Annotated in this window: 12 protein-coding genes and 1 tRNA gene; 7 read left to right on the top strand and 6 right to left on the bottom strand. The window is 44.5% G+C overall.

The features are described 5' to 3' along the window. Positions 1-74: 74 nt before the first annotated feature. The 3 genes from FHS86_RS04935 to FHS86_RS04925 all read right to left on the bottom strand — a co-directional run bounded on the left by FHS86_RS04935 (position 75) and on the right by FHS86_RS04925 (position 4,751). Positions 75-641 (bottom strand): acetate uptake transporter, encoded by a 567-nt coding sequence (locus tag FHS86_RS04935; RefSeq protein ID WP_429411746.1) that lies wholly within the window; start codon positions 639-641, stop codon positions 75-77. Positions 642-1,045: 404 nt separating this feature from the next. Beyond that, positions 1,046-1,122, bottom strand: a tRNA-Pro gene (locus FHS86_RS04930). A 155-nt stretch (positions 1,123-1,277) separates the two neighbouring features. Further along, a complete protein-coding gene (locus FHS86_RS04925) occupies positions 1,278-4,751 on the bottom strand; it encodes a hypothetical protein (protein WP_429411744.1) in 3,474 nt (1,157 codons plus the stop codon). A 230-nt stretch (positions 4,752-4,981) separates the two neighbouring features. On the opposite strand from FHS86_RS04925, the gene pepT reads away from it, so the two are divergent. From pepT to nth, 3 genes are read left to right on the top strand one after another with little or no spacing between them, the layout of a single operon-like run. Next, positions 4,982-6,217 carry a peptidase T gene (gene pepT, locus FHS86_RS04920; RefSeq protein WP_429411742.1) on the top strand — a complete coding sequence of 412 codons (1,236 nt, stop codon included), beginning with the start codon at positions 4,982-4,984 and terminating at the stop codon, positions 6,215-6,217. Between the two features lie 15 nt (positions 6,218-6,232). After that, on the top strand, positions 6,233-7,585 hold the full coding sequence (gene tilS / locus FHS86_RS04915) for a tRNA lysidine(34) synthetase TilS (RefSeq protein WP_429411740.1): 1,353 nt from the start codon (positions 6,233-6,235) through the stop codon (positions 7,583-7,585). Continuing rightward, positions 7,563-8,213, top strand: coding sequence for an endonuclease III (gene nth, locus FHS86_RS04910; protein ID WP_429411738.1), 651 nt, complete (start codon positions 7,563-7,565; stop codon positions 8,211-8,213). Before tilS ends, nth begins: the two co-directional genes overlap by 23 nt. Before the next feature lie 8 nt (positions 8,214-8,221). Here the strand turns inward: nth and zupT are convergent, their stop codons facing one another. Continuing rightward, positions 8,222-9,043 (bottom strand): zinc transporter ZupT, encoded by an 822-nt coding sequence (zupT, locus tag FHS86_RS04905; RefSeq protein WP_429411736.1) that lies wholly within the window; start codon positions 9,041-9,043, stop codon positions 8,222-8,224. A gap of 194 nt (positions 9,044-9,237) precedes the next feature. Between zupT and FHS86_RS04900 the strand changes: the two genes are divergently transcribed. The 4 genes from FHS86_RS04900 (at position 9,238) to nspC (ending at position 12,191) form a co-directional block, all read left to right on the top strand. Further along, complete coding sequence (locus FHS86_RS04900) at positions 9,238-9,405, top strand: DUF362 domain-containing protein (protein ID WP_429411734.1); 168 nt, start codon at positions 9,238-9,240, stop codon at positions 9,403-9,405. 156 nt (positions 9,406-9,561) lie between these two features. Beyond that, positions 9,562-10,071, top strand: a complete 510-nt coding sequence (locus FHS86_RS04895) for a DUF6913 domain-containing protein (protein ID WP_429411732.1) — start codon at positions 9,562-9,564, stop codon at positions 10,069-10,071. Between the two features lie 103 nt (positions 10,072-10,174). Continuing rightward, the gene (gene dapA, locus FHS86_RS04890) at positions 10,175-11,047 is read left to right on the top strand and encodes a 4-hydroxy-tetrahydrodipicolinate synthase (RefSeq protein WP_429411730.1); all 873 of its coding nucleotides are present in this window, start codon (positions 10,175-10,177) and stop codon (positions 11,045-11,047) included. Between the two features lies 1 nt (position 11,048). Further along, complete coding sequence (nspC, locus tag FHS86_RS04885) at positions 11,049-12,191, top strand: carboxynorspermidine decarboxylase (protein WP_429411728.1); 1,143 nt, start codon at positions 11,049-11,051, stop codon at positions 12,189-12,191. 10 nt (positions 12,192-12,201) lie between these two features. On the opposite strand, the gene FHS86_RS04880 is transcribed toward nspC, so the two are convergent. Both FHS86_RS04880 and FHS86_RS04875 read right to left on the bottom strand, forming a co-directional pair. Continuing rightward, complete coding sequence (locus FHS86_RS04880) at positions 12,202-12,732, bottom strand: helix-turn-helix domain-containing protein (RefSeq protein WP_429411726.1); 531 nt, start codon at positions 12,730-12,732, stop codon at positions 12,202-12,204. Between the two features lie 141 nt (positions 12,733-12,873). Then, positions 12,874-13,731, bottom strand: a complete 858-nt coding sequence (locus tag FHS86_RS04875) for a hypothetical protein (RefSeq protein WP_429411724.1) — start codon at positions 13,729-13,731, stop codon at positions 12,874-12,876. Between the last annotated feature and the right edge of the window lie 143 nt (positions 13,732-13,874).

The following is a 13,874-nucleotide window of genomic DNA, read 5'->3' as shown; positions in this document are numbered from 1 at the left end:
GGTTATATAGCTTGAAGAATTTGTAAACACTATAATGAATGATAAACATTCTGATTGCCAGTAAATATAAATATTTATTTCTTAATAATTGGTGTCCCCAACGGCAGAACGATTTTACCAGCTAAATCGTTGATGATAATGGCTGCCATCATATACCATGCTGACAAGGCACACAAAATTAATTCATAACCGGCAACAACATTCATTTTCGGAAATCCAAAATGCCCGATGACCAACAAAATAAAACCAACTTCAAGAAGGATAAAGGTAATTGCCATGGCGCGGTGAATATATAAAGAAGCGATGGTAAGAATTGCGGTATAAAGCGTCCATGCCACAAGATACCAGCCCACATCGGAGTGCGAAGCAGAATAAACATTAAAATGGTTAAGTAACCAAATTATGGCAAGTCCGATCCAGAATGAACCATAGGCAACAAAGGCACTAAAACCAAAGTTATTGCCTGCTTTTTGTTCCATAAAACCGGCAATCATTTGGGCCAGACCTCCAAAAATAAGTCCCATCGATAATACCGGGCCAATACCCATTAAGCCAATGTTGTGAATCTGCAAAAGCAATGTGCTTAAACCAAAACCGGCAAGGCCCACTACCGCCGGATTTCCTAATTTCTGTGTACTCATTGATGTGTTTTGTTAGTTGAATTTGAGGGCGCGAAATTAACCAATTAAGCCAATTGTGAAATGGCTTTTGAAGCGGGTAAATGCAGTTTAATAATTTGTTGATCTAGCATAGCATTTCCGTCATATCAGCTAATTGGAAGTTTGGTGACAGGACTTACCCGGCAATAAATCCAAAGGGGGGTATTCAATTAAAAAACCTCCCTGCTTACAGCAGAAAGGTTTATTTTGATTGTCGGGGTGACAGGAATTATCTGACGATGAATCCAAAGGGGGGGAGGTGAATCAAAAAAATAACCCTGTTCGCTTCGCTCACTTCGGTTTTGTATTTTATTGCGGCTTTAAGCTTCGCTTAGCCTCCATAAAACACAAACCTCCCTGCTTACAGCAGAAAGGTTTATTTTGATTGGTCGGGGTGACAGGATTTGAACCTGCGACCCCGTCGTCCCGAACGACGTACGCTACCGGACTGCGCTACACCCCGAACAATTTTAAATGATGATGCAAATATAAATTTTCAGTTGCTAATTTCACAAATAATTGTTGTTTTCGTGAAATAATGTTCAAAACTAAATGGTGTTTCAAAAAAACAGCCGGGATGAGTGCCCCGGCTGTTTGTTCATTATTTTAGTAAGCTTATTATTTATCGCTTTTTAATTCCTGCATTGGGTCGGCACCCAGCGTTCCCTCTAACGATTTGAGATAGGCTGGTTTTTGAACCCTGGCAAGGTTGTCATTTGCTTCCTGGAGCTTTTTGACAAGATTCAGCCGCTCGGCTGCTTCCCGGTAGTTTTCCATCTTCAATACTTTTTCAAGATAGGCCACGTCGGCTTTCCAGAAGGCAATTTCTTTCCTCTGCTTTTCAATTAAGCGCTGCTTGTACCATTCACTGTTCAGAACATAGTCACGGGTGAACATATTTCTGATATCCGGATGCTTGCGGTCCTTGCCTTCATAATTGCCGTCGATCATGATCTTAACCAGCGCCTTAAGCGGAGGGCAAAGGGTTTCGTAAGTGCCATCCTTCATCATACCTTCGGCTACGCGCTTTTGGGTGATGGTGAGGTTTTGCATCGAAGCCACAAAGGTTTCCATGTCCTGTAGTTCGGGTTTCAGCATTTCCTGACTAAACACAGCATTCGGATTGCTGAAGATCCGGCCCATGAAATGATGAACAAACTTAAGGGTAATGCGATATCCCAGTAAACTTGCTTCAACTTTATTTCCTTCATGCTCAAAATTTTCCACCTTTTCGAGATAGCCATTTTCGATCAGGAATTGTGGTTCACGTTCCTCAACAGTCATCCGCGAGATCAGTTCAGGCATTAAAAGGCTGATGTCATGATCGACCTTGTATTTTGGCCCAATGTATCCGGCAGCCGATGAAAATGGTTTATAATCGGTGAGGATGTATGACAGAAGGGCGTTGTTCAGGTCCGCCGATACCCTGAGGTTGTTGAAAGGCCCCTTGGTGAGTGCTCCTTCTGATCCAAATCCGGTGGTTGATGGTGATTTACCTGTTACGCTGCATATAAAGTCGATGAACAACTCTGGCAATTCCTGATAGTGGATCGGGTTGTAGATGGCCAGCGGTGGTACATTGTTTTTCTTTTCGGCAGGGTTGTTTCTGCGTCCGGGAAGAACTGAATTGACTGGCAGATAGAGTGGTTTGTTCATGGGTACCTTGCGTGCAAAACGGGTGCTGGTTTCAGCCAGGTAACGATCGATCGGATTGACCAAATCGGGACGTACCTGAAGGTAACGCGGATTGGCCGAGGGCACCCCGTTAACCAGTCGTGGTTCCGACGGGATCACCAGGTATTCAGGCCTTTCACTTTCAAGGAAGTTGTTGATCAGGTCTTTTACAGGCTGGGTGTATAGATCAAAACCAATGGTGTCTTCCTTGATTTCGCGAACCTGATCGCGTGTGAGCGGTTCAAAATTTGAAAGAAAAGCCGGAGCTGTCGATAAATCTTTTTCAGCCTGCTTGTCGTAGCCTTTCACCACACAGTCGTCGGGGCGCTGGAATAAGCGCGACTCGCAATTGGTAAGCAACTTAACACTTGGATTTTTGTATTTATTGCTCAGGTTTTCCAGCTGATTGGCCGGCAGTACGATGGAGGCAGAAATATCATCTTCGGTTTGTACCTTCTGTGCTGCATAATAATCCTGACGAAGCTGGAAGATCCGCCATGAATTGTCCTGGTCGTGACCTACCCTGAGGTAGTTCGAAATCAGTTTGCGTCCGTTGAATTTCAGTTCATTTCCTGGCAAGCCATTCACTTTGTCAACCGAGAAATAGTCGCGCCAATGCTGTCCCATTTCTACGTGATACCTTCTTTTAACAATGTAAATGATGTCCTTGATCCGCTGAGGTATTGAATTCAGCCATTCGTTGTATTCGTCGGTGTATTCTTCATCGGGTGTCAGGAGTTTAATCACTGAACCCAGTGAACGTGATGAATCAAGAATTTTTCTTGAAGAAGTATTTTTGTAATCGGGAGTAACCTTGAATCGCTTTGAAAAGTCTTTTGTAATGATTTCTTCAACAGCATCGAGGTCTTTTTGTAAATCGGAAACAATTACTGAGCCCTGAATCATGGCATCGAGTATCGATTTGGAAATTTCTGATTTTCCTCCGCCCGATACGGTGCAGGGTTTGTGGCAGAAAGTACCTTCACCTACTGTTCCAACCAGGTGCCACATGCTGCCGTTCAGTCGTTTTTTCATTTGAATGCGGTAACCCGAGGGCAGAACATAGTAGTTCTGAGGCAGCAGTTTAATGGAATGTTGCTCATCGTTTTTGGTCCATGTTACCGATTGCTCGAACAGATTAAACTGCGCATTTTCGGGAACATAGATGATGTTGGGATAATTCTTGTCGATTCCGTAACCTTCTGGCTGAACATCCATCAGGTAGGAGTAGAGCTGCAATACCTCTTTGAACGAAGTATTGGGCGTTAGCGAGTGGCTGTCGTGCTGGAAGCGTTCGCCCAGGTCGTAACTTGGGAAAGCCAGGGCACCACCTGCATGCTCTTCTTCGGCCAGACCAAAAAGGTTGGCCGAGTAGCTGATTTGTGTTTTTACTTCTTTTTTGCAGTATCCGAAGTAGTTGTCGGCGATAATGGTGATTACAACACCCCGCTCGTCGCGGGCTGTAATTTTGAAGGCGCCACCATCGTTGTATTTTTCATCTTCATGTTTCCAGCACATGCCATCCCTGCGTTGACGTTCAGTGGCATCGTCATAGTGGGGAAGGCCCAGATCTTTCTTTTTAAGATGGATAAGATGAGTAGCCAGAATGACACAGCCGGTGTGGCCTGTCCAGCTTTCAGCATCGAGGGCTGCATCGTTTTCGGGTAAATCAGGATCACCCGCATTGCCGAAGATGGATTCAACAAAATCGAGATTACATACCAGATTACCGGGAGCAAAAAAACGGATCTCCATCGATTTTTCTTTCATGACACCGGGCACCTCAGGCACCACAACCGGGCGTAACATCAAGCTTACAAACAACTCTGCCTTATCTTTCTGGGAGGCAGTGTAAGGTAAACGCATCAGATCTCGTGGGGGATTAAAAGCCGCCTCGAGCAATTTTGCAAAGGTTACTTTTGGTACAGCTTTCTTGTCGTCGGGTATGGGAAGCCCTCCTTCACAAATGTGAAAAACTCCCTTGGTGGTACGTTTATCTTCTTTGGGATTATGCAGGATTCCCTGTGCGGTCCGATAGCTCCTTACAATGTCGGTTTCGTAAATATCGGCATCGGGAGGCAACGATAGTCTGCGGGCCAGTCCGTGGGTGTCGAGAACCAGCGTATGCTGTGGCAGTGCATTGTTTTTCTCACCCGGAACCTCATTCAGAAAATCATCGATGAAATTCTGAATCCTTTGTCCGATCGGTGTCAAATGCGTTGACAATATTCTCGATTTCTCCCTGAAATTGTCAAGCAACGGTGAAGCGATCTCAAGAAACTGTGCTGTTCTTTCGTCCTTGTAATAAGGATAACCCAGCGAGGCCAGCTTCAAATTAATGTATTGAATCAGCTTCTTGTTGTTAACAATATCTTTTTCAGAATCAATACCAACGCCAAAAGTTTTTTTCACTGTCATGTTAATTTGATTTAAAGTGTAACACGGTCAAATATAGAAAAAGGAGCATGGTTCGTCCAATTTTTGGAGCAGAGTCCATACGAAATCACCTAAACTTAAAATTGATGAAATGCATTCATAACATAAAACAATAGCAATCCATATTGTTCGATAAAGATTAAAAAAAGATCATTTTTTTATTGCCGGCGATTCCTTTAATTTGTATTGATCAAACATAAAATAAGAATAAAATGATACCATCAGTAGTCGAACGTTTTTTAAGATACATCAGGGTAGAAACCACTTCGGACCCTAAAAGCGGCTTGCATCCCAGTACTGCCACCCAGCTTGAGTTTTCGAAAGCATTGGCAGAAGAGCTGAAGCAGATTGGCTTAAGCAATGTTTCGGTCGATGAAAAAGCCTACGTGATGGCAACACTTCCATCGAACATTGATAAGAAAGTACCGGTGGTGGGCTTTGTTGCCCATGTTGACAGCAGTCCCGATTTTTCAGGAACCAACATCAATCCTCAGTTTGTCGGGAACTACCAGGGTGACAAAATTGTGCTGAATAAGGAAAAAGGCATTGAACTCGATCCGGAAGTTTTCCCCGAGCTTTTGAAATACAAGGGACAAACACTGATTACCACCGATGGAACTACCTTGTTGAGTGCCGATGATAAAGCGGGTCTGGCTGAGATTGTAACAGCCATGGAATACCTTGTTCAGCACCCCGAAATCCCTCACGGGGAACTTCGCGTAGGTTTTACTCCCGACGAGGAAATAGGGCAGGGAGCCGATTTCTTCGATGTCGAGAAGTTTGCAGCCGATTTCGCCTACACCCTCGACGGAGGAGAACTGGGAGAGCTCGAATATGAAAACTTCAATGCAGCCAGCGCTTTCGTTAAGATCAACGGAAGAATCGTGCATCCGGGTTTTGCTAAGAACAAGATGAAAAATTCTATGCTCATCGCACAACAGTTGCTCAATATGTTACCGGCCCAGGAGGTTCCGCAGCACACCGAAGGTTTTGAAGGTTTTTATCACCTGATGGAGATGAAGGGCGTGGTGGAGGAAAGCACCCTCGAATTCATTATCCGCGACCATAACCGCGATTTGTTTGAGCAGCGTAAAAAACTGTTTACTGCCATTGTTGATCACCTCAACTTACAATATGGAGAAGGAACTGTAGAGCTGAGCATGAAGGATCAGTATTACAACATGCTTGAAAAAATCAAACCCGTGATGTATGTGGTCGACATTGCTGAACAAGCCATGAAGGAATGTGGCATTACTCCCATTAAAAAGGCCATCAGGGGCGGAACCGACGGAGCCCGGCTGTCGTATATGGGCTTGCCCTGTCCGAATGTTTTTGCCGGTGGGCATAATTTCCACGGAAAATATGAATTTGTACCTGTTCAGTCGATGGAAAAAGCAGTGGAGGTAATTCTGAAGATTGTTGAAAAAGTACAGGATATTGAAAAATAGACCAGAACACAAACGGTGTACAATCGACTAAAAACATATCTTGAAGAGCAGCAGCTTTTTGTTCCTTCGCATCGCCTGATTTTGGGGGTGAGCGGGGGTATCGATTCAGTGGTGCTGGCTCATTTGCTTAAGCGGCTGGGTGCTCATTTTGTGATTGCACACTGCAATTTCAACCTGAGGGGCAACGATTCGATGGACGATGAGGCTTTTGTAAGGCAACTTGCCGACAACATGGGAGATGAGTGCTTTGTTCACTCCTTTGCCACCACAGAATACGCTGCCGAAAAAGGAATTTCCATCGAAATGGCCGCACGAGAACTGCGTTATCGGTGGTTTGAAGAACTTCGTACTCAGTTGGATTTCGACTGGATAGTCGTAGGGCATCATCTCGACGATGCCATTGAGACCTTTTTGCTGAACATTAGCCGTGGAACAGGAATCAGGGGCTTGTCGGGCATTCAGCCTAAAGCCGGAAAAGTAATCCGCCCCTTGTTGTTTGCCTCGCGAAGCGACGTGGAGGCCTATGCAGAACAGCATCAGCTGACTTGCCGTTACGACCAGTCGAATCACGATACCCGCTTCAAAAGAAACCTGATTCGTCATGAACTGCTTCCGCTTTTCGAAACACTGAATCCCTCCTTCCGAAGCAAGGTGAGTCAAACCATTGGCTATTTGAATGATGCAGAGAAGGTGTATCTTGAAAAAATTGAAGAAGCGCGGAGAAAGTGTGTACAGGAAAGGGTAAATTGGATCGAGATCGACCTGGAGGCGCTGACAGTATTTCAGCCGCTTTCGACCTATCTGTTTGAGTTCCTGCGTCCCTTCCTCTTTAACGGAACCGTAATTGGCGAAATAGAACAGGCACTTAAAGGAGAACCCGGACGGAACTTCTATTCTGCTACGCATCGCCTGGTGGTCGATCGAAAGCGACTGATCATAACGCGTCGGCAAGGGGAGGAGCAGAGTCTGTTTTACATCGAAGAAAGTGATCGACTGATCGAAAACCCGGAAAGGCTTAGTATTACAGTTGAAGACTATGATACTTCCTATCGTATTCCGCCCGATCGGAATGTTGCCGTGCTCGATTACGACCGGCTGAGCTTTCCGCTGCTTATCCGTAAGTGGCAGCAGGGAGAGTATTTTCGTCCGCTGGGAATGGAAGGCTATAAAAAACTGAGCGACTTTTTCATTGACGAAAAATATTCAATACCCGAAAAAGAAGCAGCCTGGCTGCTGGTATCCGATAATAAAGTCGCCTGGATCATTGGGAAGCGTATCGACGACCGTTTCAAAATTACACCACAAACCCGGCGGGTTTTGCGTATAGAAAGAATATTTAGCGAAGATGTTAAAGAAAGAACGATTTGAAAAGGTGCTGGCCTGGTTTGAAGAGAACATGCCCGTTGCCGAAACCGAGCTACATTACGATAATGCCTATGAGTTGCTGGTGGCCGTCATTTTATCGGCCCAATGCACCGATAAACGGGTCAATCTGCTTACGCCTCCCTTGTTTGAGCGTTTCCCCACAGCCGAACTGCTGGCGCAGGCAACTTTCGACGAGGTGTTTGAATACATCCGCAGTTGCTCGTACCCCAACAACAAAGCAAAACACCTGATTGGAATGGCGAAAATGCTAACGGACGATTTTGAAGGCGTGGTTCCGTCGGATGTTGTTCAGTTGCAGAAGTTGCCGGGTGTTGGCCGAAAAACAGCCAATGTAATTGCCTCGGTGGTTTACGATCAGCCTGCGCTGGCCGTCGATACCCATGTATTCAGGGTGGCTGAGCGCATTGGTCTGTCGACGAAAGCTAAAACACCACTGCAAACCGAAGAACAACTGATGAAGTATATTCCCCTGGCATTGGTTCCAAAAGCACATCACTGGCTGATTTTGCATGGTCGATACGTGTGCCGTGCCCGAAAACCCGCTTGTGAGCAATGTGGACTGAAGCCCTTCTGTCGGTATTTCGCAAAAGAAAACGGCATTCAAAGCTGATGCTTATATCAGGCCAGTATTACCAGACTGAGTGCCATAACGATCATGCCGCTTACCACGCCGTAAATTGAAATGTGGTGTTCGCCGTATTCTTCGGCGGTGGGCAATAATTCATCGAGCGAGATGAAAACCATAATTCCAGCCACTGCGGCCAAAACAGCACCTATAATAATTCCGGAGTTGCCGGTGTTCAGAAAAGGCATTAAGAGCCAATAAGCCAACAGGGCGCCAATTGGTTCGGCAATGCCTGAAAGAAAGGATAAAACAAAGGCTTTTCGCCGGCTTCCGGTGGCGTAATAAATGGGCACCGAAACCGCAATTCCTTCGGGTATGTTGTGGATGGCAATGGCCACTGCAATGGCAATCCCAACCGAGGGGTCATTCAACGCAGCCATGAAGGTGGCAATTCCTTCGGGGAAATTGTGAATGGCTACGGCCAATGCGGTCATAATACCCATGCGGTACAGGCGGTTAAAACGCTTTTCTTTACTGGTATTGTCCATGTCTTCGACCGAGCGGACCTCGTGCGGGTTTTCCACCGATGGGATCAGTTTGTCGATCAGGGCAATTACCAGCATGCCCACAAAAAAGGAAACAATGGTAAAAACATGGGCCCGTTGCTCACTCAGGTTTTTGCTAAATTCATCAAGCGCCGCCGGGAATATTTCCACGAAAGAAACATAAATCATCACTCCTGCTGAAAAGCCCAGAACGTACGATAGTAATTTGGTATTGGTACGACGGGCAAAAAAGGCAATGGAACTTCCAATTCCGGTCGAAAGCCCGGCAAATGCCGTTAGTAAAATGGCAATTAGAAAATTGTCGGTCATGGTTAGTTGTTTCTTTTGTGTTATTTGTAATGATTCAAAATTAGAAATTACTTCCGTATTTCAAAATAGTTTGAGCGCACTTCCTTTGTTAAGACTGGTTCTGAATCATTAAAAGCTGATAAAATATGCCTTTGATTTTTCAAATAACTTATTACATTTGCCCGAATTATTGATAACATTTAAATGAACTGATTATGGCTTATGTAATTTCTGACGAATGCATCGCATGTGGTACCTGCATTGATGAATGCCCCGTTGAAGCTATTGCTGAAGGAGATATCTATACGATCGATCCGGAACTGTGTACCGATTGCGGCTCATGTGCAGAAGTATGTCCGGTTGAAGCTATTTCACCTGAATAAGCATCTTTTGTACAGCATATAATCAAAAGAAACTGTGCAAGGGTGTCCTGATGTTGGACATCCTTTTTTTATGCCCTTTTGTCAGCAAAAGGTTAAAATAAAGAAGAATTTGTACCGGATAATTTTTTGACTTCATACATTTTGTATTTTTGTTGAGTGAGCATCAACGGATTTAAAGACAGAATTAGACAAGGTCGCATCGCTAAGGCGCTGAGAAACAACCAACGAACAGTGGTGTTTCCTTCATCAGCCAATATCCGGAGTATGGGAATTGTTTGCGACCTCGGACTGAAAGAGAATATTGCCGGCAGCGCGCTGGCTGCAAATGCCACGCTTGGGTATATTTATTTTTCGGACGAAGCGCGTTCAGGAAAGGAAAGTGAAGACACGATCTATCAATCGGATCTTAACTTTTGGAGACTTCCTGACAAAAAACTGATTGAGGACTTTGTAAGCAGGGACTTCGATTTGCTGCTTTGTCTGACCAGTCAGCAAAACGAGGCAGCAGCTTATGTGTGCGCTCTTTCGCAGGCGCATTTTAAAGTGAATGCCTTTCCTGGCAGTAAAATTTTTGATTTGACCATCAGAATTGAACAAATGAACGTTTCAGCGCTTATTGATCAGTTGACCTTAACCATCGAACGCCTGAATGTTGTTAACAACTGAAGGGTGCTGAAGAAAGTTTTTCTTTCGTTTCGGATGGCATACAGGTCTGTTTGAGGTGCAACGTCATTTGAATTACGCAATAAACAAAAAGAAATTTTAAAGTATGAAGCTATTTAAAGGTACCGGACCAGCAGTTATTACACCGTTTAAAAACGACCTCAGTGTCGATTTTGATGCCCTGGGCAGGGTATTGGAATACCAGATCGAAAGCGGGGTCGATTTCCTGGTTGCTCTGGGAACTACCGCCGAAACGGCGACCCTGAGCCACGATGAACGGCATCAGGTGTACCGCTTTATCAGAAAAAAAGTGAACGGACGTCTGCCGCTGATGGTTGGCTTTGGTGGTAACAATACAGCCGAAGTGATCAGCCATATTCAATCGGCCGACCTCGAAGGCGTCGATGCCATTCTTTCGGTTGTTCCCTACTACAATAAACCCACCCAGGAAGGTCTTTTCCTTCATTTTATGGCCATTGCCGAAGTGAGCCCTGTCCCCATTGTGTTATACAATGTTCCCTCGCGCAGCGGAGTTAACATGGAAGCAGCCACCACCCTGCGGCTGGCAAAAGCCTCCGATAAATTTATTGGAGTAAAGGAAGCATCGGGCGATAAAAAACAAATTAAAACCATTATTGAAAATGCACCTGCCGATTTTCTGGTACTTAGTGGCGACGATGCCATGATTTACGACATTGCCTCGCTGGGAGGCGACGGTGTTATCTCGGTCATGGCCAACGCTTTTCCTGCCGAAGTGGTGCAGCTTACCCGTCAATGCATCGATCAGTCAGCCGATGCCAAAGCACTTCAGGAAAGCTATGCCGACCTGATTGAATTGCTTTTTGTTGATGGCAATCCGGCAGGAGTGAAAGCCGTTCTGAATCAGCGCGGAATGATAGATAATGCACTGCGTTTGCCCCTTTGCCCCGTGAGTGATGTTACTTTCCGTGAAATTGGCGAAGTGCTGAAAACGATGTAAGATGGCCATTGACTTTTCCAAAATACCTTCTCCCTGCTTTGTACTCGATGAACATTTGCTCGAACGCAATTTAAAATTGATCGCTTCGGTAAAAGAAAGGGCAGGCATCGATATTATATTGGCATTTAAGGGTTTTGCCATGTGGAGTGCTTTTCCGCTGGTGAAAAAATACATTGGAGCAAGTACTGCCAGTTCGCTGAATGAGGCCCGTCTGGCAGCCGAAGAATTTGGTGCACCGGCCCATACCTATGCGCCGGTTTATACCGATGAGGATTTTCCTTCGATCTTGTCTTATTCCAGTCACATTACTTTTAATTCACTGAGTCAGTTCGAACGGTTTTTACCTCTGGTACAAAAGCAGGAAAAGAAGGTTTCGTTGGGACTGCGTGTCAATCCAGAGTTCTCCGAAGTGGAAACCGAATTGTACAACCCCTGTGCCCCGGGATCACGGCTGGGCATGATTGCCGCCCAGTTGCCCGACCGGCTGCCTGAAGCCATCGAAGGACTGCACTTTCACACGCTGTGTGAATCAAAATCGTTCGATCTGGAAAAAACGCTGAAGGCTTTTGAAGATAAATTTGGCCGCTATTTCAATCAGATCAAATGGGTGAACATGGGAGGCGGTCATCTGATGACGCACAAGGATTACATGATCGATCACCTGGTCGATTTGCTGATTGATTTCCGCACACGTACCGGCCTTGAGGTGATTCTGGAGCCGGGAAGCGCCTTTGCCTGGGAAACCGGCTACCTGGTTTCGACCGTGCTCGATGTGGTGGAGAACCACGGAATCAAAACCGCCATGCTCGATGTTTCGTTTGCCGCCCACATGCCCGACTGTCTTGAAATGCCCTACAAACCCCGAATTATTGGCAGTCATTACGAACCCGTGCAAGGTAAAGCTACTTACCGTATGGGGGGGAACTCCTGCCTCTCAGGCGATTACGTCGGTTATTGGTCGTTCGATAAAGAATTAAAAGCGGGCGATCGCATTGTGTTCGACGACATGATCCACTATACCATGGTGAAGACCACCTTCTTTAACGGTGTTCAGCATCCTTCGATTGGCAAATGGAATGAGCGCGATGGCTTTCAGCTCTTGCGAAGTTTTGGATACGAAGATTACAAGTCGAAGTTGTCGTAGTTGAATTGTTTCATTTTTTAATAAATGGCATTTTTAAATAGGGTTCTCCGCTCATTACTTTTAAGGTATTGAATATTGAAAAAAGGGCGTTCATAAACAATACACCAATTAAGGGGATTAACTGACCGGTCCACCAATAAACCCATAAACATCCCAGCACAACGCCAAGAATCATCACTTGAAAGGACATAACCGTACGATAATGTTCAGTGAGGCTGTTTACGATATCTTTTTTCAGATTCCATATCAAAATTGTAGGAACGATGAGGGGAACGATGGCACTTAAATGAAGCAGACCCAGATAGTTGTTGTTGTCTTTCATATGATTTGGCTGAATCTTGTCTGTTTCAGGCTTAACAAACATATTAAAATCAACATCAAGTGCCCTGGCAATCATCTGAAGGCTGTGCGACCGGGGAACTACTTCGCCGTTTTCGATGCGTTGTATTGTTCTGCTGCTGATTTTAGTCTTATTAGCCAACTCGTCCTGGGTCATGCCCTTTTTCAGGCGTAATTCTTTGATAAGCTTTCCTGTTTCCATATTCTTTTTTTGATGTCAAATTTCAGACTTATTCAGGTAACTTTCCAACAGCACTTGCACGACATTTACCCGACATTGCGCTTGTTGTTGGTATTTTGCAAACAGGCAGGGGGCGGCCTGGCAGTGCTAAACTCCCTTAAGCTATTGCTTGTGTGGCGTACATTTGATTAATTTGTCGAATAAATCTGTTTTTGTGATAGATCTTATTGAATCAAGTCTTTTCCCTTCTGTGTCAATCTTTACCAATCCAAAATAATCCAAAAATCTCTCAAAAGTCCGAATTGAATAACATCTTGCCGAGTATCTTTCTAAGGTATCATAATCGGGTTCTAAATAATCGAGCAACTGCGGAAAGGCTTTAAAATACTTTTCGGCATAAAATGAATCCGGGCGCTTTTCGTGTCCGTATTTTGATAATAAAATCATTGAAAATCCATATCCGAGTTGTCCAATCTGGTTCTCACCATAGCCATCGTAATAAGCCCAATTGAATTTCGTTGCGAACGTTGATAATAATAATTCTAATAATTTGAAATTGTCATCCAGTACTTTACTTGTATTTTTTGTCAGACTTAGTTTTCCGTTTCTCTTTTTAGTCAATCCGGAAAGCTCAATCAATATTCGGGTTAAATTAACCGTCATTGAATCAGTCTCTTTGTATAGTTTAGAAAGTCCCTTCTCAATATAGTAATCTTTTAAGAATCCTTGTTGATAGAGGTCAGAAACAATTTTTGTGGGCAGGAATCCCTTACTTGTTAATTTAAGCTCACCATTTTTTTCAATCACCTCGGTTAAATACCTGATCTGGTTGAGTATCGGGATTTCTTTGTAGTCGCTGTCCGATAAAGGCTGCAATTGAATCGGGCTGTCTTTCCTGAATGTAAAATGCAAAATCTGGTGCATCTCAAATGGCGAATATCCTTCAAATTTAGGAATCGACCGATTGTTCTGCTCATTCTTCACCTGGTCAAGTTGTTTTTGAATGTCTTTTAAATCCATAATTAAAATTTTAATTGTGAGTGCCCTGCCTACGCAGCACGTAGCTGCCGAAAAGTATTGACAAAGTTTAAAAATACAAAGAAACATTACACAAAAGTTCTTAAGCAGCTGCTATTTCCAGAGTACTTGCACAGTTGCTTGCT

It is taken from the genome of Roseimarinus sediminis, assembly GCF_050433125.1.
GTDB lineage: Bacteria > Bacteroidota > Bacteroidia > Bacteroidales > Prolixibacteraceae > Roseimarinus > Roseimarinus sediminis.
The sequence above is the reverse complement of the archived record's forward strand: the minus strand, read 5'-3'. Positions and strand labels throughout refer to the sequence as shown.

Bases quoted from the DNA above. Each gene is read 5' to 3' on its own strand.
- FHS86_RS04880 (WP_429411726.1), bottom strand. From the start codon at position 12,732: ATGGAAACAGGAAAGCTTATCAAAGAATTACGCCTGAAAAAGGGCATG.
- FHS86_RS04935 (WP_429411746.1), bottom strand. From the start codon at position 641: ATGAGTACACAGAAATTAGGAAATCCGGCGGTAGTGGGCCTTGCCGGT.
- nth (WP_429411738.1), top strand. From the start codon at position 7,563: ATGTTAAAGAAAGAACGATTTGAAAAGGTGCTGGCCTGGTTTGAAGAG.
- FHS86_RS04900 (WP_429411734.1), top strand. From the start codon at position 9,238: ATGGCTTATGTAATTTCTGACGAATGCATCGCATGTGGTACCTGCATT.
- pepT (WP_429411742.1), top strand. From the start codon at position 4,982: ATGATACCATCAGTAGTCGAACGTTTTTTAAGATACATCAGGGTAGAA.
- zupT (WP_429411736.1), bottom strand. From the start codon at position 9,043: ATGACCGACAATTTTCTAATTGCCATTTTACTAACGGCATTTGCCGGG.
- dapA (WP_429411730.1), top strand. From the start codon at position 10,175: ATGAAGCTATTTAAAGGTACCGGACCAGCAGTTATTACACCGTTTAAA.
- FHS86_RS04925 (WP_429411744.1), bottom strand. From the start codon at position 4,751: ATGACAGTGAAAAAAACTTTTGGCGTTGGTATTGATTCTGAAAAAGAT.
- FHS86_RS04875 (WP_429411724.1), bottom strand. From the start codon at position 13,731: ATGGATTTAAAAGACATTCAAAAACAACTTGACCAGGTGAAGAATGAG.
- nspC (WP_429411728.1), top strand. From the start codon at position 11,049: ATGGCCATTGACTTTTCCAAAATACCTTCTCCCTGCTTTGTACTCGAT.